Annotated in this window: 19 protein-coding genes and 1 tRNA gene; 10 read left to right on the top strand and 10 right to left on the bottom strand. The window is 61.2% G+C overall.

Annotation, left to right across the window (positions count from 1 at the left end; genetic code table 11):
- Window positions 1-4 precede the first annotated feature (4 nt).
- Window positions 5-421, top strand: coding sequence for a DUF3035 domain-containing protein (locus ACZ9HU_RS17310; RefSeq protein ID WP_476106788.1), 417 nt, complete (start codon window positions 5-7; stop codon window positions 419-421).
- Window positions 422-719: 298 nt separating this feature from the next.
- Here the strand turns inward: ACZ9HU_RS17310 and ACZ9HU_RS17305 are convergent, their stop codons facing one another.
- The 6 genes from ACZ9HU_RS17305 to ACZ9HU_RS17280 all read right to left on the bottom strand — a co-directional run bounded on the left by ACZ9HU_RS17305 (window position 720) and on the right by ACZ9HU_RS17280 (window position 4,688).
- Window positions 720-1,649 (bottom strand): bifunctional riboflavin kinase/FAD synthetase, encoded by a 930-nt coding sequence (locus ACZ9HU_RS17305; protein ID WP_476106787.1) that lies wholly within the window; start codon window positions 1,647-1,649, stop codon window positions 720-722.
- 13 nt (window positions 1,650-1,662) lie between these two features.
- Window positions 1,663-2,151 carry a dihydrofolate reductase gene (locus ACZ9HU_RS17300; RefSeq protein WP_476106786.1) on the bottom strand — a complete coding sequence of 163 codons (489 nt, stop codon included), beginning with the start codon at window positions 2,149-2,151 and terminating at the stop codon, window positions 1,663-1,665.
- Complete coding sequence (locus tag ACZ9HU_RS17295) at window positions 2,151-3,209, bottom strand: 5-(carboxyamino)imidazole ribonucleotide synthase (protein WP_476106785.1); 1,059 nt, start codon at window positions 3,207-3,209, stop codon at window positions 2,151-2,153. Before ACZ9HU_RS17295 ends, ACZ9HU_RS17300 begins: the two co-directional genes overlap by 1 nt.
- 11 nt (window positions 3,210-3,220) lie before the next feature.
- Complete coding sequence (gene purE / locus ACZ9HU_RS17290) at window positions 3,221-3,709, bottom strand: 5-(carboxyamino)imidazole ribonucleotide mutase (RefSeq protein ID WP_476106783.1); 489 nt, start codon at window positions 3,707-3,709, stop codon at window positions 3,221-3,223.
- A gap of 4 nt (window positions 3,710-3,713) precedes the next feature.
- Window positions 3,714-4,400, bottom strand: a complete 687-nt coding sequence (gene gpmA / locus ACZ9HU_RS17285) for a 2,3-diphosphoglycerate-dependent phosphoglycerate mutase (protein ID WP_476106781.1) — start codon at window positions 4,398-4,400, stop codon at window positions 3,714-3,716.
- A 141-nt stretch (window positions 4,401-4,541) separates the two neighbouring features.
- A complete protein-coding gene (locus ACZ9HU_RS17280; RefSeq protein ID WP_476106778.1) occupies window positions 4,542-4,688 on the bottom strand; it encodes a hypothetical protein in 147 nt (48 codons plus the stop codon).
- Between the two features lie 160 nt (window positions 4,689-4,848).
- Here ACZ9HU_RS17280 and ACZ9HU_RS17275 point away from each other — a divergent pair.
- A tRNA-Thr gene (locus ACZ9HU_RS17275) sits at window positions 4,849-4,923 on the top strand.
- Window positions 4,924-5,089: 166 nt separating this feature from the next.
- Here the strand turns inward: ACZ9HU_RS17275 and ACZ9HU_RS17270 are convergent.
- On the bottom strand, window positions 5,090-5,803 hold the full coding sequence (locus ACZ9HU_RS17270) for a glycosyltransferase family 2 protein (RefSeq protein ID WP_476106777.1): 714 nt from the start codon (window positions 5,801-5,803) through the stop codon (window positions 5,090-5,092).
- A 209-nt stretch (window positions 5,804-6,012) separates the two neighbouring features.
- Between ACZ9HU_RS17270 and ACZ9HU_RS17265 the strand changes: the two genes are divergently transcribed.
- From ACZ9HU_RS17265 to ACZ9HU_RS17245, 5 genes are all read left to right on the top strand, one after another.
- Window positions 6,013-6,144, top strand: coding sequence for a hypothetical protein (locus tag ACZ9HU_RS17265; RefSeq protein ID WP_476106776.1), 132 nt, complete (start codon window positions 6,013-6,015; stop codon window positions 6,142-6,144).
- Complete coding sequence (locus ACZ9HU_RS17260; RefSeq protein WP_476106775.1) at window positions 6,141-6,923, top strand: enoyl-CoA hydratase-related protein; 783 nt, start codon at window positions 6,141-6,143, stop codon at window positions 6,921-6,923. The genes ACZ9HU_RS17265 and ACZ9HU_RS17260 overlap by 4 nt, the downstream gene beginning before the upstream one ends.
- A gap of 116 nt (window positions 6,924-7,039) precedes the next feature.
- Entirely contained in the window at window positions 7,040-7,495 is a 456-nt protein-coding gene (locus tag ACZ9HU_RS17255; protein ID WP_476106773.1) for a hypothetical protein, read from the top strand.
- The gene (locus tag ACZ9HU_RS17250; protein WP_476106771.1) at window positions 7,492-8,205 is read left to right on the top strand and encodes an HTTM domain-containing protein; all 714 of its coding nucleotides are present in this window, start codon (window positions 7,492-7,494) and stop codon (window positions 8,203-8,205) included. The genes ACZ9HU_RS17255 and ACZ9HU_RS17250 overlap by 4 nt, the downstream gene beginning before the upstream one ends.
- Window positions 8,206-8,413: 208 nt before the next feature.
- Window positions 8,414-9,808 carry a class II fumarate hydratase gene (locus tag ACZ9HU_RS17245; protein ID WP_476106769.1) on the top strand — a complete coding sequence of 465 codons (1,395 nt, stop codon included), beginning with the start codon at window positions 8,414-8,416 and terminating at the stop codon, window positions 9,806-9,808.
- A gap of 8 nt (window positions 9,809-9,816) precedes the next feature.
- On the opposite strand, the gene ACZ9HU_RS17240 is transcribed toward ACZ9HU_RS17245, so the two are convergent.
- Window positions 9,817-10,191 carry a hypothetical protein gene (locus ACZ9HU_RS17240; protein ID WP_476106768.1) on the bottom strand — a complete coding sequence of 125 codons (375 nt, stop codon included), beginning with the start codon at window positions 10,189-10,191 and terminating at the stop codon, window positions 9,817-9,819.
- Window positions 10,191-10,745, bottom strand: coding sequence for a ferritin-like domain-containing protein (locus ACZ9HU_RS17235; RefSeq protein WP_476106767.1), 555 nt, complete (start codon window positions 10,743-10,745; stop codon window positions 10,191-10,193). Before ACZ9HU_RS17235 ends, ACZ9HU_RS17240 begins: the two co-directional genes overlap by 1 nt.
- Before the next feature lie 444 nt (window positions 10,746-11,189).
- Here ACZ9HU_RS17235 and ACZ9HU_RS17230 point away from each other — a divergent pair, with 444 nt between their 5' ends.
- Window positions 11,190-11,792: a sigma-70 family RNA polymerase sigma factor gene (locus tag ACZ9HU_RS17230; protein WP_476106765.1), complete on the top strand. Its 603-nt coding sequence runs from the start codon at window positions 11,190-11,192 to the stop codon at window positions 11,790-11,792.
- 37 nt (window positions 11,793-11,829) lie between these two features.
- Here the strand turns inward: ACZ9HU_RS17230 and ACZ9HU_RS17225 are convergent, their stop codons facing one another.
- Entirely contained in the window at window positions 11,830-16,149 is a 4,320-nt protein-coding gene (locus tag ACZ9HU_RS17225; protein ID WP_476106762.1) for a CheR family methyltransferase, read from the bottom strand.
- Window positions 16,150-16,344: 195 nt separating this feature from the next.
- Here ACZ9HU_RS17225 and ACZ9HU_RS17220 point away from each other — a divergent pair, with 195 nt between their 5' ends.
- On the top strand, window positions 16,345-17,640 hold the full coding sequence (locus ACZ9HU_RS17220) for a glycosyltransferase family 4 protein (RefSeq protein WP_476106760.1): 1,296 nt from the start codon (window positions 16,345-16,347) through the stop codon (window positions 17,638-17,640).
- 161 nt (window positions 17,641-17,801) lie between these two features.
- Window positions 17,802-18,110, top strand: coding sequence for a hypothetical protein (locus ACZ9HU_RS17215; RefSeq protein WP_476106758.1), 309 nt, complete (start codon window positions 17,802-17,804; stop codon window positions 18,108-18,110).
- Window positions 18,111-18,241: the final 131 nt, after the last annotated feature.

Below are 18,241 nucleotides of genomic sequence, written 5' to 3'. Positions count from 1 at the left end.
CACAATGCGTAAGATTTCCGCCATCCTGCTGGCCGGCACGACCTGCCTGATGCTCTCCGGCTGTGGCGCGGGCGGGCTGTTCAACCGCGTGCGCCCCGATGAATTCGCCGTTCAGCGCCAGACGCCGCTGTTCGCCCCGCCCGATTTCGCGCTGACCCCGCCCAAGCCCGGTGCGCCGCGCCCCAACACCCGCCCCGGTCAGGTCGAAACCACCGAGGCCATGTTCGGCCCCGCGCCCCAGCGCAGCGCGGTCGAAAACACCGCTGTTTCCAAAATGGGCACCGCCGACGCGTCGATCCGCTCGACCGTGGCCGATCCCAAAACCGCCACGGCCAACAAGGGCGACGTCACCCGCACCATCATCGCCGCGCCCGAAGGCGATGGCCGTGAAGCGCAGGCCAAGACCCCGCCGCGTCAGTAATTTCGCGGTTCTGTGGTTGCAAAAATGCCCCTGCCCGGTTGGGTGGGGGTTTTTTGTTTGTTTTTGTGGTGGGTTTTTGCCTCCGGCGGGCAAAGGGACTTGTCCCTTTGCAATCCCGTTACTGGGGTGGTGTTTGCTTGGCTGCGTGTGTGGATCATTTATAAAGCCTGCGGCGCGGATAGCTCGGCTTTGCCGCGCCGCAGGCTTTAAAATTTCAACGCCGCGTCCGACACAAATCGCCGAACCCTTGGCGCAACGCAGACAGTAATGGGAGCGCGAGGGTCTAGACCCTCGCATCTTACACCCCTTCTAAAGCCCGCTTCGCCTCATCACAATCCCGCCCGATCTGCGCCACCAACGCATCGAGCGAATCGAACCTGGCCTCCGAACGCAGGAAGGCATGGAACCCGATCTCGATCTCCTGACCATAGAGGTCGCCGGAGAAGTCGAAGAAATGCGGTTCCAGCAATTCCTTGGGCGGGTCGAAATGGGGACGGATGCCGATATTGGCCGCGCCTTTCAGCACGCGCCCATCGGCCAACCGCCCCGTCACCGCATAGATTCCATAGGCGGGCCGCAGATAGTCGCCCAGCGCCATATTGGCGGTGGGAAAGCCGATTTCCCGGCCCAGCTTGTCGCCATGCTGGACGGCGGCGCGCATGGCGAAGGGGCGCGTCAGCAACCGCGTGGCGGTGGCAATATCGCCAGAGGTCAGCGCTCGGCGGATCCGGCTGGACGAGACGACCTCGCCCCCTTCCATCACCGCACCCACGGCCCTTGCGCCCAGGCCGATTTCCGCGCCCATCTCGCGCAGCGTGGCGACCGAGCCGGAGCGGCCCTTGCCAAAGGTGAAATCCTCGCCCGTGACGACGCCCGCCGCGCCCAATTGGCGGCCCAGCACTTCGTGCACCCAATCATGGGCGCTGCTGGCCGCCATGGCCGCGTCAAAGGCAAAGACCAGCATGGCGTCGGCCCCGGCGCGGCCAAACCATTCCTGCCGCTGATCCAGCGTCGAGAGGCGGAACGGCGGCGAACCGGGGGCGAAAAATTCCACCGGATGGGGATCGAAAGTGGCGACGATACAGGGCCGCCCCTCTTCCTTGGCCCAGCGCAGCGCTTCGCCCACCACGGCCTGATGGCCCAGATGAAAGCCGTCGAAATTGCCCAGCGCGATGATCGCGCCGCGCAAAGTGTCGGGAATAGGGTGACGGGAATCGAGCCGGATCATGTCAAAACTGCGCCTATCCCGCCTTTTCCAGCGTGACAAAGGCAAAAGCCGGTTTGCCCTCTTGGGCATCATGGGTTTCGCGCGCGACCTCGCTCCATTCCGGGCCAATGGTCAGCGGGAAATGGGTGTCGCCCTGCGGTTCTGCCTCGATCTCGGTCAATTCGATACGGTGTGCGATGGGCATGAATTGGGCATAGATCTGCCCCCCGCCCACCACGCAGATTTCCGGCGCATCTCCAGCCAGAGCCAGCGCCGCGTCCAGATCAGCGGCCACCTCTGCGCCCGGCGCGCCCCACGCCGTATCGCGGGTCATCACGATATGCCGCCGTCCGGGCAGCAATCCGGGCAGGCTTTCAAATGTTTTGCGCCCCATCACCATCGGTCGCCCCATGGTCTTGGCCTTGAAGTGGCGCAGGTCGGCGGGCAAATGCCATGGCATTGTGCCATCGGCGCCGATCACGCCATTGGCCGCGCGGGCCACAACAAGGGTGATGCGCGTCATTATTCCAGAATCAGGCGGGTCACATGGCCCATCTTGCGTCCGGGCCGCGCCGCCGCCTTGCCATAGAGATGCAGGTGGTTGGCCGGATCGGACAGGATCTGGGCCCAGTCATGGGCATCGTCACCGATCAGGTTGAGCATCCGCGCGCCCGGCACCGCCAGTGTGGTCAGGCCCAGCGGCAGGCCGCAAACGGCGCGGATATGGTTCTCAAACTGGCTGGTGATCGCGCCTTCGATGGTCCAGTGGCCCGAATTATGGACGCGGGGGGCCATTTCGTTGAACACCGGGCCATCATCGGTCGCGAAAAATTCCAGCGTCAGCACGCCGACATAATCGAGCGCCTCGGCCACCTTTTGCGCCAGAGCGCGGGCCTCGGGCACCTGCGCGGCAATCGCATCGCTGGCCGGGACGGTGGATGTGTCGAGGATGCCGTTCACATGAACATTTTCCGCGCTATCCCAGAATTGGATGCTGCCATCGGCGGCGCGGGTAAGGATTACGGAAAATTCGCCGAAGAAAGTGACGAATCCCTCGTAAATCAGCGCCTGAGCGGGCAGGTTCAGCCCGGCCAGATCGCCCTCGCTCTTGATCCGCCATTGCCCCTTGCCGTCATAACCATCGCGGCGGGTTTTCAAAATCCCTGGTGCGCCGATTTCGGCCACGGCGCGGGCGAGGTCTTCGCCCCCGTCCACCGCCATGAATGGCGCCGGACGCCCGCCCAACGCCTTGACGAAATTCTTCTCACTCAACCGATCCTGCGCCGTTTCCAGCGCGCGGGGGTGGGGCAGCAAGGGCGTTGCGCCGATCGCCGTCAGAGGCGCGACCGGCACATTTTCAAACTCATAGGTGACGACCGCGCATTCGGCGGCAAAGGCTTTGAGCGCCGCCTCGTCGGTATATTCCGCGCAGGTAAAGCGGCTGCACACCTCAGCCGCGATACTGTCGGCCTCGGGCGCAAAAATATGCACGCGATAACCAAGGCGGGCGGCGGCAAAGGCCATCATTCGGCCCAATTGTCCGCCACCCAGAATGCCGATCGTTTCACCCGGAGCAATCATGGTCGCAGCGCTTATTCCGGACGTTCCGCGACGCCTTCGGTCTGGGCCACGCGGAATTCCTTCACGCGCGCGGCCAGAGCCGGATCGCTGGTGGCCAGGATCTTGGCGGCCAGCAGGCCCGCATTGGTCGCGCCCGCTTCGCCGATGGCCAGACAGCCGACCGGGACGCCGGCGGGCATCTGAACGATGGAGAGCAGCGAATCCTGACCCGACAGCGCTTTGGATTGAACCGGAACGCCCAGCACCGGCAGATGCGTCATCGAGGCGACCATGCCCGGCAGATGCGCCGCGCCGCCCGCGCCCGCGATGATGACCTTGAAGCCTTCATCGGCCGCATTCTTGGCGAAATCGACCAGACGGTCGGGCGTGCGATGCGCCGAAACGATCCGCACATCATGCGCGACATCCAGTTGCGTCAGGATGTCTGCGGCCTTCTTCATCGTGTGCCAGTCCGACTGGCTGCCCATGACGATGGAAACGACGGCTCCGGGACGGGTCATGTTCTTACCTCTCCGACAGATAATAGCGTTCGAGCGCGTTCAGGTTGTCGTCCAGTTCATAGACGATGGGCTGGCCGGTCGGAATCTCCAGATTGAGGATATCCGCATCCGAAATATTCGACAGATGCTTGACCAGAGCGCGCAGCGAATTGCCGTGGGCGGCGACGATCACCGTTTCACCCTTGGCCAGTTCGGGCACGATCGCGCTTTCGTAATAAGGCAGCACGCGCTCGATGGTCAGTTTCAGCGATTCCGTGCTGGGAATGTCGATCCCGGCATAGCGTGCGTCCTGCTTGAGGTCGAATTCGCTGCCGTCTTCCAGAACCGGCGGCGGCACGTCGAACGAACGGCGCCAGATCTTGACCTGTTCGTCGCCATGCTTGGCGGCGGTTTCGGCCTTGTCCAGACCCGTCAGACCGCCATAGTGGCGTTCATTGAGGTGCCAGTCCTTATATTCGGGAATCCACACCCGGCCCGCCGTTTCCAGCGCCAGATGCAGCGTGCGGATCGCGCGGGTCTGAACCGAGGTGAAAGCCACCGTCGGCAGGATGCCCTTTTCCTTGAGCAAGGCGCCGGCCGCGCGGGCTTCGCCTTCACCCTTTTCGGTAAGATCCACGTCCCACCATCCGGTGAAGCGGTTTTCAAGGTTCCATTGGCTTTGACCATGACGGACGAGAATCAGACGAGGCACGTTTCTGGCACTCCCTCAAATGCAGCGTGAAGACACGTTTAAGGCGGCCCTAGCCCTTTGCCGCGATAATGGGAAGCAAGGATTTGCCCGATACGCATGGGGCGTGATGCGGGCGGCGGGCGACCATCGGATGATGAAAATTTATGCCTGCGAATCGCCCGTCGGGTTGGGGACGTCCTGCATGGCGCGGCTCTGCGCTTTGCGGCGGTGCAGATTTTCGCGCAGCTTGGCCGCAAGGCGTTCTTCGCGGGAAAGCTTGGAATTGTCGGGTTTTTCGGGGTTCTTCATGGTAATCTTCTCTTGTGCGCACCCTGTTTGGCCGACCCGGACGCCATGTTCAAGGTACAGCCTTTGGAAAAATTCAGATGGGCGCTTGACATTCTTTCGATCCCCGGCCAATAGCGCGCCTCCGCTGCGGCACTGGTCGCACCGGCGATAACTGTGGTGTGCTGCTGTAGCTCAGTGGTAGAGCGCATCCTTGGTAAGGCTGAGGTCGGGAGTTCAATCCTCCCCAGCAGCACCACAGTTTCTCTCCCGACATTTTGGTAACAAAACTCCCCTCCGGGGCGGGCGTTGTTGTGCCGTATGCTGCGCAGCATGGCGTGTGCGGCGGGCGACAGGCGTTATCCGCCCACGACGGGGCGGTCGACCTGTGCAGACGCCAGTCAGCGTTTAACGCCGAATTGCGCTTAACGAATGTCGAGGTAATCGTTCGTCGCGGGTTTGCCGCGAAAGGCGATCGAGAAATAATTGATGAAATAGATCCCGGCCGTTTTCGCAAAACCCTGACGCGCCATGCGGCGGCCCGATGTTGGCATCACAAATTTGGGCGAGAACAGCACCTTGCCCTGTTTCTTGGCGCGGCGGCCGATATCGACATCCTCGCCATAGAATTCGATCGTGCTGTCAAAACCGCCCATCTTGGTCAGGGCGTCGCGGCGGATGGCGAAATTGCCCCCCACCATCATATATCCGGTCAACGTGTAGAGCGGGCGCGCCGCCACAAACCACGCCGATGAAATCATGTTGCGCAGACCGCTGACATCATAAAAGCTGTAGGGGCCGGACAGGCAGGCCAGTCCTGCGTTTTTCGTGAACTGCTGTTCGATCTGTTCGACCCAACCGGCGGGCGGATGCGTGTCGGCATCGACATAGGCCAGAATGTCGCCCGTCGAGGCAATGAACCCGCGCTGACGCGCCCGGGTGATGCCCTTGTTGGGTTCGAAAACATATTTCACGCCGGGATAGCGTTCGACCACCGCCTTGGTGCCATCGGTGCTGTTATTGTCCACAACGATGATTTCAAACGCTTTATGCGCGACATTCTGCATGATCGCGTCAAGGCACGCGGGCAGATAGTCTTCTTCGTTATAGGCGGGGATGATCAGGCTGATGGTCGGCATGAAAATATGGTGGTCCGGCGGTCAAATGGATTGCGCAACAGCATGATCCAGATGCTCCTGCCGATTGAATGGGCGGCTCTATACCGCCCATGGGGGCCATGTGTCCAGTTGTCCGGCCCGGCATTGGCCCGTTTCCTTGGGAAAACGCGCCGCAAGCGCTTTAGCGATACATTGCTTATGGCCATAAATGTCTGAAATCGCATCGCGCGTTGCAGATTTCGGCGGGCTGTGGCTATCTGCGCCCCCAATGGTCCCCGCCACGGGCGCAGGATGTGACACAGGCGATGGTCGAGGCGATTCTCGCGCCTTTGCCAGAGGACGAGGAATGGAAAAGCCTATGACCTATGAAACGATTCTGGTGGAGCAAAAGGGCGCGGTCACGCTGATCACGCTCAACCGGCCCAAGGCGCTCAACGCGCTCAATTCGCAGGTTTGCGCCGAATTGAGCGCGGCCTTTGCCGCCTATGACGCCGATGACACCCAAGGCTGCGCCATTGTCACGGGCAGCGGCGACAAGGCTTTTGCCGCGGGCGCCGACATCAAGGAAATGAGCGACAAGCCCGCCGCCGATTTCTTCCTTCAGGACTTTTTCGCCGATTGGCAGGCCAAGGTTGTGCGCGGCACCCGCAAGCCGTGGATCGCGGCGGTCAATGGTTTCGCGCTGGGCGGCGGGTGCGAATTGGCGATGATGGCCGATTTCATCCTTGCCGCCGACACGGCCAAATTCGGCCAGCCCGAAATCAAGCTGGGCATCGCGCCGGGCATGGGCGGGTCGCAACGCCTGACCCGCGCGGTGGGCAAGGCCAAGGCGATGGAATTGTGCCTGACGGGCCGGATGATGGGCGCCGAGGAAGCCGAGCGCGCCGGATTGGTGGCGCGCATTTTGCCTCTGGCCGATCTGCTGGACGATGCGTTGAAAACCGCGCAGGTCATTGCCGGAATGCCGCGCATGGCCGCCATGGCCAACAAGGAAATGGTCAATATCGCCTTTGAAACCACGCTGGAACAGGGCCTGCTGCACGAACGCCGCCTGTTCCAGATCCTGACCGCGACGCAGGACAAGGCCGAGGGCATGGCCGCCTTCGTCGAAAAGCGCCCTGCGGTGTGGAAGGGGCGATAGTTTCCGATTGCCCCAATGCGGATGATACGTTGCTTGTGAAAGGGGCGGGGGCGGGCGCATGATCGCCCCTTGCCTCGCATGAGAAGCGTGTCTTGCCTAAGAAGGGGTGGGCCAACGTGTTTCCCTTTGACGGAATTCGGCTGCTGCTGCCCGCGCTTTTGCCCTCATGGCGCTTTTTCGACGGGGTGAGCGACAGCCCGCGCATTGATTACGCCATTCTGGGCGGCGGCGATCCGCAATGGCATGAATTCCGGCCCCGTCCCGCCGAACTGGGCGTGATGGCCATGTTGGGCCGCCTGTTCTGGAACCGGCAATGGAACGAGGATCTCTTTCTCGTCAGCCTGGTTGAACGCCTGCTCAACCCTCTCTCGCCCGCTGCCCTGGCGCATAGCCAGCGGGAGTTGATGGCGCGGGTGGGGCGGCATCTGGCGCGGCATGGTTTGGCCGGGGATGGTGATGTGGTCCAGATCCGCCTGCGTCTGGTCGGGCGCATAGGCCAGACGGCGCGGTTGAGCAGCCATACCGTCTATCTGTCGACGCCCGCTCCTTTGGCGCAGATGGGCTGGGCATGATTTTGGACGATGCCCTGCGTTTGACCGGGGTGTTGATGGCGTTGGCCTTTATTCAGCAAAGCCTTGAACATCTTGACCCGGGGGCGAGGCGTCAGGAAAGATGGCTGTTCATCCCGCGTCTGATCCTTTCGGCGGGTCTGTTCCTCGCCTTGGTCTTTGCGCCCGATAACAGGTTTTTGCCGCAGGTTTTGACGCTGGCGCTGGTGATCAACCATCTGTTGATTCTGCCCTTTTTCAACGGGCCGTATAATGGCGGCGCGGACCGGATGAGTCTTCTGGTGCTGATAATGGTCACGCTGGCCTATCATTTGCCCGACCGGCATTATCAGGAAATGGCCTTGGGCTATCTGGGGATGCAATTGGTGCTGTCCTATTTCATCTCCGGTTGGGTCAAGGTGGTGAACCCGGCATGGCGGCGGGGCAGGGCGCTGCGCGATGTATTCCTGTTCTCGGCCTATCCGGTGGCGGAAAATGTCCGCCTCTGGGCGCGCCGCCCGCGCTTGCTGTGGCTGATGGGCTGGGCGGTGATGGGGCTGGAACTGGCCTTTCCGCTGACGTTTTTCTGGCGGCCGGCGCTGATCGCGGGGCTGGTGCTGACCGCGCTGTTTCATGGGGCCAATGCGTGCCTGTTCGGGCTGAACCGATTCTTCTGGATCTGGCTCTGCGCCTATCCGTCGCTGTTGTGGTTACAGGAAAGGGTGATGGGGTAAACGCGGCGCCAATCAGGCCATCGGTGGTAAAAATATGGGCCGACGCTCTTCGCAGATAGCGCATCAACCAGTAATCTGTCCGTGGTCATCGGAATCGAGTCAACGTCAGGATTGGCGCTTGCAAAATTCACCAATTCATAAACCGGAAATCGCACCACGAACGCCGACGTCAGCCGATGAGACACCGGTTTTATGACAGGAGGTCAACATGCTCGACGCCACGCGGATGGAATACGACAGTCTGGGCGCGGTTGCCGTTCCTGCTGACGCCTATTGGGGGGCGCAAACCCAGCGCAGCATGGAAAATTTTGCTTTCGGGATTTCCGAAAGGATGCCTCTGGCCATTGTTCGCGCTCTGGCCGGGATCAAGCAAGTGGCCGCCGACATCAACCGCAGGCATGGATTGGACAGCCATCTGGCCGAGGCCATCATTGGGGCGGCCAAGGAAGTCGGAAGTGGGCAAATGGACGCCCAATTCCCTTTGGCCATATGGCAAACCGGGTCCGGCACCCAGACGAACATGAATGTCAACGAAGTCATCGCCGGACGCGCGAATGAAATGCTGACCGGGCGGCGTGGGGGCAAATCGCCAGTTCATCCCAACGATCATGTCAATCTCTCGCAATCCTCCAACGACAGTTTCCCCACCGCCCTGCATGTGGCCGTGGCACAGGAAGCTATCGGCGGGCTCTTCCCGGCGCTGGACGACATGCACCGCGTGTTGATGGAAAAGCAGACTGCGTGGGCGGATATAGTCAAGATCGGGCGGACCCATCTGCAAGATGCCACCCCTCTCACGCTGGGACAGGAATTTTCCGGCTATGCATTCCAGATCGCCCATGCTCGCAAGAGGTTGGACAGCGCGTTGGACGAGGTAAGGCAATTGGCCCAAGGAGGCACGGCGGTCGGCACCGGGTTGAACGCGCCGGACGGTTTCGCCTTGGATTTTGCCCGCGGGATCAGCGCTTTGACAGGCATCACCTTTCGCCCCGCCGATAATGCTTTCGAAGCGCTGGCCAGCCATGACGGGCTGGTTGCCATGTCGGGCGCCTTGGCCAATCTGGCCGGCGCCTTGTCCAAAATCGCCAATGACATACGCTTTCTGGCATGTGGGCCTCGTGCCGGGATTGGGGAATTGCGTTTGCCCGCCAATGAACCGGGCAGTTCCATCATGCCGGGCAAGGTCAATCCCACCCAATGCGAAATGTTGACTATGGTGGCCGCACAGGTGATCGCCAATCACACCGCCGTGACGTTGGGGGGGATGCAGGGGCAATTGGAATTGAATGTCTATAAGCCATTGATCGGGGCCAATGTTCTGCGCTCGATTGAATTGCTGAGCGCGGGAATTCGCGGTTTTACACGGCTGGCTTTGGAGGGACTGATGCCCGATCACGACCGGATTGCCGGGCTTGTGGAACGCTCGCTGATGCTGGTAACCGCGCTTGTGCCCGAAATCGGCTATGAGGCCGCAGCCAAAATCGCCACCCATGCGCAGGCGCATGATATGACGTTAAAACAGGCCGCGCTGGCAACGGGCCTGGTCGATGAGGCGACATTCGAGCGCATCGTGCGCCCGGAAAATATGGTGGGCCGGACCTGACCTTCGCGTCAGGGAATGTCTGTGTCGCGGTAATGCAGCGCGCGTGCCAACAGATCCCGCATCCGTTGGGCGGCATGTTCGGTCAGAGGATGATGGGCCGAACCGGGGCGCGGGGCAATATGGGCGGCCATATCATCGGCCAGACCCCATTGCCCATCCGGCGCGCGGGCAAGCATAGCGATCAGCAGATTTTCCAGCGCAATGACCCGTATCCGCAAATGCACCAATTCGGCATTGGTCAATTCGGGTATTTTGACCGGCAGACGAATGACCGGGCGGGCCATCGCGCCGCCTTCATTGTCCCACCGCGACAGGGCGCTTTCGTGCCGGGCGATGGCGGCGGCATCGGGATGGGCGGCAAGGATGGGGCTGTCTTGTGGCATCACCCGTTCTGCCTGACCAACAGGTCGGCCATATCGCTCGCATGCTCTTCCTCGACCGCCAAAATCTGTTCGATCATCCGTCTGGTGGTGGGGTCGGCATGGGCAAAATAGCGGGCCAATTCGCGGTAATGTGCAACCGCGATCCTTTCGGCGACAAGATTTTCGGTGATCATGTCCACCAGATCCATCGCCGTTGCGTAACTCGATGCGGATCGAGAGAGCAGGTTTTTCGGATCGAAATCCGGTATGCCGCCCAATTGGCATATCCGCTGTGCCACCAACATGACATGCGTCAGTTCCTCTTGCGCATGGGCGGCGAATTCGGCCTTCACGGCCTCTCCGGCTATGCCTCTGGCCACGATTGAATGTTGGGTATAGCGCAGGAAACAGACGATCTCGGTGGCCAAAACGGCTTGAAGGATGTCGATCGCGGCCTCGACATCGCCGTCATAGGTCTGGTTCATCTCGCCGGTCGCGACATGCCGACGGGTCCTCTCACGCAGACTGCTCATATCGCTGAGAAAGGTCTGCGCAGGTTGCGTGGATGGGGGCATGGGGCATTCCTTTGAATGGACGCTTTGACGCACGAGACCCGATTGGCCTCAGGCGCCCGAACTGTTGGCGTGACCGACCCGCATGATCCCGACGCCGCCAATGCCATCGGCCGCAACCGCCTTGTCGAGCGCCTTGTCGAGCGCCTTGTCGAGAACGCCGGATGCATCCGTGCAGAGCGGCTGGGTTGAGCGTGGCCGTTGTATGACAATCTAGGCCCGGCAAAGCGGGGGCACGAGCATCGGAATATACCCAAGATCGGCAAGCCATCGGTGATGGGCCGCAGGTAGATTCCGGGCCTGCCCCAAATGGACGGAGGCGTCCAATAGCGCAGGAAGGCACCCGCAGACGCCGGCGCGTGTCGACCACAAGGAATCAACCATGGGCGAGAATATCAACATGAGGCTGGATATTGCCAGCGCCTCAACTTCAGGGCGGATCACACCATGACGACGCGGGCTCAACACCGCATTGCGGGGCATCCTCCTTCCACCATCGACCAACAGTTTGGCGACGAGATCACATTGCTGGTCCCCCTGCTGCGCCGCTTTGCCTTTCGCCTTTGCGGCCAACACGCCCTGGCCGAAGACCTGACGCAGGAAGCAATCATGCGCAGCTGGGCCGCGCGGGCCACGTATATCCAGAACACCGATTTGCGCGCCTGGGTCTGCGTGATCCTGCGCAACTGTTTTTATTCCACGCTGCGTCGCCGGAAATGGAGCGCGAACTGGGATGCGGATCTGGCCGAACGTATTTTGATAATTCCGCCTGCACAGGATAACGCTCTGCTGTTGTCCGATGCCATGAAGGCCATCGAACAGCTTTCCAGTGGTCAGCGTGAAGCTCTGATGCTGGTCGGGGTCGAAGGGTTGAGTTATGAAGAAGCGGCAGCCAAATGCGGGTGTACCCTGGGCACGATAAAGAGCAGGATGTCCCGTGGACGCCGGGCGATTGCGCAAACTATCGATGGGCCGGATGACGCCCTGTTGTTTCAGCGTTGCGCCCAGCAGAACACAGGCTTTGCCACGCTCAGCCGCAAAGGGGCATGACAGGCCCTTGCGCCCCGCCCTCAGCGGAGCGCGACTGTCAGCCCTCGCGTTCGGCCACCATGACCAATCGCGCCAATTCCGGCAAGGAATGCACCTTCATCCGCCGCATCACCGCCGCGCGATGGTTTTCCACGGTGCGCTGACTGATACCCAGATCGCTGGCGATATTCTTGCTGGGATGGCCGGAAAGCACCATTTTCATCACTTCACGTTGACGCAGCGTCAGCCCGGCCACAAGCCCGGCGGCCCCTTCATGGACGGCATCGATCATCCGCAGATCGTGGGACTGGGCCAATGCGCGCGCGATGCTGGCCATTAACGCATCGCTGGCCACAGGCTTTTCGATAAAGTCGCATGCCCCCATCCGCATCGCTTCGACGGCAAGACCGATGTCGCCGCTGCCCGTGATCAGGATCAGCGGCATATCGTCGCCATCCGCACGCAGACGGTCCAGCAATTGGACCCCGCTGATCCCCGTCAAATGCACATCGGCCAGAATGCAGCCCTCATGGCCGGGGCGATAGGCCGACAAAAAGGCCTCAGCGCTTTCATAGGCCGCCACCTTGTAACCCGCACCCTCCAGAAGATCGCGGATGGCGCACAGGGTTTGGGCGTCATCATCGATGACCGAAATAACCGGGTCGGTTTCCTTGCTCGCGACCGGCAAAGCCGACAATTGGCGCCCGATCCGCTCTATGGCTTCGATCAGTTCATCGGCATTGACCGGTTTGCTCAATTGCACGCAATCGCCACTGGCGATACGGGCCAGCGTGTCGGTAGAAATGTCGCCCGACAGGATGATGGCGGGCAAGGCCTGCCCCAGCTTGGCGCGCATGGCCGCAAACAGATCAAGCCCATTGGCGCCATGGGGCAGATTATAGTCGGTCAGCAGAATGTCGGGACAAAACCCGCCCTCGGCCACCTGTTCCATCGCGTCGCGGGCATTGATGGCGCCGCGCACGACATAACCATGCCCCGCCAGCAATTGTTCAAGCAGATCAAGGACGTCGGGTTCGTCCTCCACCACCAGAATGCGAAGGAAATGGTATGGCTTGACGCTCAGGCGCGGCGAAACCACCACGGAGGGCAACCCATTGGTGGCTGGCGCGCCCAGATGCGGTAATTCGATGGTAAAGACCGAACCCTTGCCCGGGACCGAGCGCACGCGGACGCCATGGCCGAGCAGATGGCCCAGCCTTTGCACAATCGACAGGCCCAGACCCAGCCCCCGGCTGCCATCCTCCGGCGTATGGCCAATCTGGTGAAACTCTTCAAAAATGGTCTGCAACTGGTCGGACGCGATGCCGATGCCGCTGTCCCATACCTCGACCAGCAATCTGTCCCCCCGGCGGCGGCAACCCAGCAGGATGCGGCCACGGCGGGTATATTTGATCGCATTGCCCAACAGATTGCGGATCATCTGTTCCAGCAGATGCGGGTCGGAACGCACCAGCGCCGAACAAGGGGCGATATGCATGCCAATACCGCCCGCCTGCGCCAAAGCGGTAAATTCATCGCGCAGCCGGTCAAGCACGTCGTCGATGGAAAAAGTCTGCAAATGGGATTCGACCGCCCCGGCTTCGATCTGGTTGATGTCCAGCAACGTGTCGAGCATCCCCGACATCGCGCCCAAGGTCTGGGCAAAGCGGGCCAGAAGCTCTTTTGCCCGATCGCCCGTGACGGTTTGGTGCAACAACGTCTTGAGCAGGGTGAGCGATTGCAGCGGTTGGCGCAGATCATGGCTGGCGGCGGCCAGAAAGCGGGATTTGGCGATATTGGCGCGTTCGGCCTCCAATTTGGCCGCTTCAAGAGCGCTGGCGGTGGCTTTGCGTTCGGAAATGTCGGCAAAGGTGATGACGACCCCTTCGACCCGGCCATCGCGCGCGCGATAGGGGAATATGCGGCGCAGGAACCATTCCCCCGCCCGCCCGGCCACTTCGCGTTCAAAGGAAACCTCGTCGGTCACCACCTTTTGCGCATCGGCCAGAAGGTCGTCATCCGGGACCATCGGCTGAAGATCCTGCAACGGGCGGCCCACATCGCCTGCGATGACCGAAAACAGGGTGCGGATCGCGGGGGTAAAGAAGCGGATGCACAGCGCCTTGTCGAGGAACAGCGTACCCACGTCGGTCGAATACAGCACATTCTGAAGATCATCAGAAGTCAGGCGCTGGCGATCGAGCGTTTCCTGAAGCTGGCTGTTGAGCGCGGTCAGTTCCTCGTTGAGCGATTGCAATTCCTCTTTGGAGGTCAGCAATTCTTCATTGGTGGACTGAAACTCCTCATTGACCGAGAGCGCTTCCTCATTGATCGCCTTTTGCTCCTGATGGGCGATGTCCTGGGCCGCCAGCGCGATTTGCAGATCCGTTTGCGCCGCGGCCAGATCGCGCTCAAGCTCGGCGATGCGGGCATGGACATGGGGATTGTCACTTTCCGGTTCGGCGGTGGCCATCGGTGCTGAACCGCTGGTTTCCTCCAGAAACACGACCAGCCACAGTTCTTCTTCGGCCGAGCCCAGAAAGTGTATTTCGAAATGGAAGGAAATCGATCCTTCATCTGCGCGCATCCGGGTCAGGCCGCCACGGATATGCGGTTGCCCGGCTTGGGCCTGTTCCAGCGCCAGACGCAATTTACCCCGCAGCGTCGGCGGCGCCATCGAGAGCAGATCGAGGCTGAAATAGCCCGGCGCCAATCGTAAAAACCGTTCAACCCCGCCCATCGAATAAAGGCATTGTCGCGCCCGGTTCACCAGTACGGCGGCCGGCGCGAAATTGTCCAGCACCGCGCGGGCGCACAGGTCCGCAAGGCTGGTCTGGCGGTTGAGCGTGCCGCCCCGGTCAGGCAGCGAAAGGCGCGGCAGGCCCTCGCCAAAGCTGAAAGGAAAGCCTACTTTGCCCGGACGGCTTGGCACGGCATGGCGATAGATACGCTCGGCCTTGGCCACCAGATCGAAACGGCCGCTGGTCTTGCCGACGGTTTCCGAAGATCCGAGCAGCAAGATGCCCCCTTCGCGCAGAGCAAAATGGAACAGGGAGATCACCCGCTCCTGTGCCGAGGCGTCCAGATAAATCAGCATGTTGCGGCAGGATACCATATCCATCCGCGAGAAAGGTGGATCGCTCAGCACATCCTGCACCGAAAACACCACCTGCGCGCGCAAATTGGCGCTGACCCGATAGCCGTAATCGTCCCGGCTGAAATAGCGTGCCAGCAATTCGGGCGGAATGCTCTGCGCGCTGGCCGCTGGATAGACGCCGTCACGGGCAAAGGCGATGGCTTCGGGATCGACGTCGGAGGCGAATATCTGCAATTTTGCGCTGCTCTTGGCCTCGGTCAACGCCTCGCTGGTCAACATGGCCAGAGTATAGGCTTCCTCGCCCGTGCTGCACCCGGCAACCCATATGCGAAGGGGGCGCCCGGTCGGTAAATGGGCGATCAGATCGGGCAGGGTCTCTTTGGCCAGCCGTTCAAACACTTTGGGATCGCGGAAAAATGCCGTGACATTGATCAACATGTCTCGCGCCAGGAGGTCCCGCTCGGCCGGTTGCTGGCGCAACAAGGCAAGATAGGCGGCATAATCCCCGCGCGGCACACAGAGCAGCGACATCCGCCTCTCGATCCTGCGCCCGATGGTTCCGGCTTTATATCCGCGAAAATCATGCGACGTGGTTGCGCCCAGATAGAAGATAATATCGTCAATGGTCCCGCCCGATATCGTTTCGGGCAACTCGCCGGATGGGGCGATCATCGTCACCGGCCCTGTCCCGCCGGACGCGATCCGGGCCAATGCTGCGGGCATGGCGGCCAAAGACAGCACAAGATCCACCTGCTCTGTGGCAATGGCGCTGCGGGCCATGCCGTCGTAATCGGCCTCCTCGGGCTGCTGGGCGATGATATGGCCGCCGGCGGCCTTGAGCGCGACCATCCCGATGCTGCCATCCTTGCCGGTGCCCGAAAGGACGATGGCGATGGTGCGTGGCCCGCAAACCTGTGCCAGCGAGATCAACAGCGTGTCAAAAGGCAGGCGCACGCCATGTTGTTTGCGCGGAACCGAGAGATGCAGAACGCCCCCGCGCAAGATTATATCGCGACCGGGCGGGATAATTGTGATCGTATCGGGCGACAAGGATGCGCCCTCGGTCGCTTCGGCCACGGGCATCGCGGTATGGCGGGTCAGTAATTCGGCCATCAGGCTTTTGTGGCTGGGCTCAAGATGCTGAACTACGATGAAAACCATGCCGCTATGCGCGGGCAATGCGGCAAACAGGCGCGACACGGCATCCAATCCGCCCGCCGAAGCGCCAATGGCGACAATCATCGGCGCGGCCGATAGGGGCTGATCTGAAATGACCGTCATATGGGACACTAACACGCGCATCCCCTTATCCTTGCAAACATAATTGCGAGGCAGGCCAAACCGGCGACGCCTTGGGCGCAAGCCTCGGAATTTACGCAGGCTCTGGCCCCGATCATTGCGCGTAGAATCCGAGACTATCGCGCGGGCGTACCGGATCTATCCTCGTGTTTTTCACCACCAGCGAGAGAGATTGGCATGACCGAGATGATGCCTGCCGGGATTTTGGCCCCGTTACGCCAACCAGAACAGGCGCTCCTGCGCGCTCTGCGATGGATACCGGATCCTGACTGTGTGCCGGTGCCGAATGCCCATGTTCCGCGCGGCCTGCGCGTGGTGTTGATCGGCAATGCCATGCCGCGCCAATGCGGCTTGGCCACATTTACCACCGATCTGGAAACGGCCCTGCGCGTCACGCCACAGGTTCGGGAAACCGCGATTGTGGCCATGAGCGATCCGGGGCAGGACTATCTCTATCCGCGCAAGGTTTGCCAGTCAGTGCGCCAGAACAGGCACAAAGATTATCCCGCAGCCGCCCAATTCATCAATGAAAAGCGGTTCGACGTGGCCTGTCTTCAGCACGAGTTCGGCATATTCGGCGGGGATGCGGGTGACTATATTCTTGATCTGGTCGAACGGCTTGAGATGCCGCTGGTGGTCACGCTTCACACCGTGCTTGACCGCCCCACACCATCCCAGCGGCGGGTCATGGCGCGGCTGCTGGATATTGCCGCCTGTGTGGTGGTCATGGTCGACAAGGCGCATGACATGTTGATCGAACATTATGGCGCCGACCCGGAACGGATCGCGGTGATACCCCATGGCATTCCCGATGTTGAATGGACATTGCCGGCCGAGGCAAAGGCACGGCTGGGTTTCGGCGGATGGCGGGTGATCCTGACCTCTGGCCTGATCGGGCCGGGCAAGGGCGTTGAAACCATGATCGAGGCGATGCCGGCGGTTTTGGCCGCGGTTCCCGATGCGGTCTATGTGGTGATGGGCGCCACCCATCCACATCAGTTGAAATCGGGCCGCGATGCCTATCGGGAAATGCTTTTGGCGCTGGTCCGGGATTTGGACCTTGATGGCCATGTGGTGTTTCTCAACCGCTTCTTTGATCAGGCCGCGATGATGGACCACATCGGCATGTGCGATGTCTATGTCACGCCCTATTTGAACGAAGCGCAGATGACATCGGGCGCGCTGGCCCTTTCGCATGGCATCGGACGTCCGGTGGTTTCCACGCCTTATTGGCATGCCGCCAAATTGCTGGCCGATGGTTCAGGGCATTTGGTGCCGTTTGGCGATATCGTCGCGCTGGGGCGTTGTGTGGCCGATCTGTTGGGGGACGATGCCGCGCGCATGGCTCTGGCCCGCCGGGCCTATGGCGCAAGCCGCCCAACGACATGGCCCAATACGGCGCGGCGCTATGCACAGGCCTTTCAGTTCGTTTGCGCCCAGGTGGGTTCTGCAGGTTTCAGGCGCTCCTACTAGGCGTCGGATCATGCCGTATCGTGGGCCAACGGGGGGAAGGCGGCCGATAGCGGCATGACCCAGCACAGGCGTTTTACGGCCTTTGCCTGTGGGGTTCACGCCTCGGAATCTACGCATATCAACATCATGCACCGCCCGTCCTCTTTCCCAAGGATCCCGTCATGAGCAATGGAAAATCGGCCTATATGCCCTATCGCGGCAATGCAAACCGGCTCAAAGGAGCCTCGCCACTGACCCGCCAGTATCTGGAGCGGCAAAGCCTGATCGCCAATCTTGCCTATATGCAATTCGGTAACAGAGATCAGGCGATCTCCTTCCTGAATGCGCATAATTCCATGTTGGGCGCAAAACCTCTGGATCTGGCCGGAGACAGCAAGGAAGGTTACGCGGCGGTCCGGGGCGAGATCATGCGACTGGCGCGGCGCAAGGGCGTCGCCACGGCGATTACAAAGGCTCCGTCATGCCAATAGAAGGGGTGTGGATCGGGGCGGACCTTTCCATTCCCTGCGCTGGCCGGGCACGAAAGGCGACCGGTCTTTGCGGCTGTCAGGACGTGTTTGGCCATGGATGCCAAGGGAGATACGCATCACATCGGGCAAGG

The organism is Novosphingobium sp. Sphag1I (genome assembly GCF_056279125.1).
Note: the sequence above shows the minus strand (reverse complement) of the source record. Positions and strands in the feature narration are given on the sequence as shown.

Excerpts from the sequence above, each read along its gene's own strand:
- ACZ9HU_RS17310 (WP_476106788.1), top strand. The coding sequence starts at position 5 with ATGCGTAAGATTTCCGCCATCCTGCTGGCCGGCACGACCTGCCTGATG.
- ACZ9HU_RS17305 (WP_476106787.1), bottom strand. The coding sequence starts at position 1,649 with ATGATCCGGCTCGATTCCCGTCACCCTATTCCCGACACTTTGCGCGGC.
- ACZ9HU_RS17300 (WP_476106786.1), bottom strand. The coding sequence starts at position 2,151 with ATGACGCGCATCACCCTTGTTGTGGCCCGCGCGGCCAATGGCGTGATC.
- ACZ9HU_RS17295 (WP_476106785.1), bottom strand. The coding sequence starts at position 3,209 with ATGATTGCTCCGGGTGAAACGATCGGCATTCTGGGTGGCGGACAATTG.
- purE (WP_476106783.1), bottom strand. The coding sequence starts at position 3,709 with ATGACCCGTCCCGGAGCCGTCGTTTCCATCGTCATGGGCAGCCAGTCG.
- ACZ9HU_RS17280 (WP_476106778.1), bottom strand. The coding sequence starts at position 4,688 with ATGAAGAACCCCGAAAAACCCGACAATTCCAAGCTTTCCCGCGAAGAA.
- ACZ9HU_RS17270 (WP_476106777.1), bottom strand. The coding sequence starts at position 5,803 with ATGCCGACCATCAGCCTGATCATCCCCGCCTATAACGAAGAAGACTAT.
- ACZ9HU_RS17260 (WP_476106775.1), top strand. The coding sequence starts at position 6,141 with ATGACCTATGAAACGATTCTGGTGGAGCAAAAGGGCGCGGTCACGCTG.
- ACZ9HU_RS17250 (WP_476106771.1), top strand. The coding sequence starts at position 7,492 with ATGATTTTGGACGATGCCCTGCGTTTGACCGGGGTGTTGATGGCGTTG.
- ACZ9HU_RS17245 (WP_476106769.1), top strand. The coding sequence starts at position 8,414 with ATGCTCGACGCCACGCGGATGGAATACGACAGTCTGGGCGCGGTTGCC.
- ACZ9HU_RS17240 (WP_476106768.1), bottom strand. The coding sequence starts at position 10,191 with ATGCCACAAGACAGCCCCATCCTTGCCGCCCATCCCGATGCCGCCGCC.
- ACZ9HU_RS17235 (WP_476106767.1), bottom strand. The coding sequence starts at position 10,745 with ATGCCCCCATCCACGCAACCTGCGCAGACCTTTCTCAGCGATATGAGC.
- ACZ9HU_RS17230 (WP_476106765.1), top strand. The coding sequence starts at position 11,190 with ATGACGACGCGGGCTCAACACCGCATTGCGGGGCATCCTCCTTCCACC.
- ACZ9HU_RS17225 (WP_476106762.1), bottom strand. The coding sequence starts at position 16,149 with ATGACGGTCATTTCAGATCAGCCCCTATCGGCCGCGCCGATGATTGTC.
- ACZ9HU_RS17220 (WP_476106760.1), top strand. The coding sequence starts at position 16,345 with ATGACCGAGATGATGCCTGCCGGGATTTTGGCCCCGTTACGCCAACCA.
- ACZ9HU_RS17215 (WP_476106758.1), top strand. The coding sequence starts at position 17,802 with ATGAGCAATGGAAAATCGGCCTATATGCCCTATCGCGGCAATGCAAAC.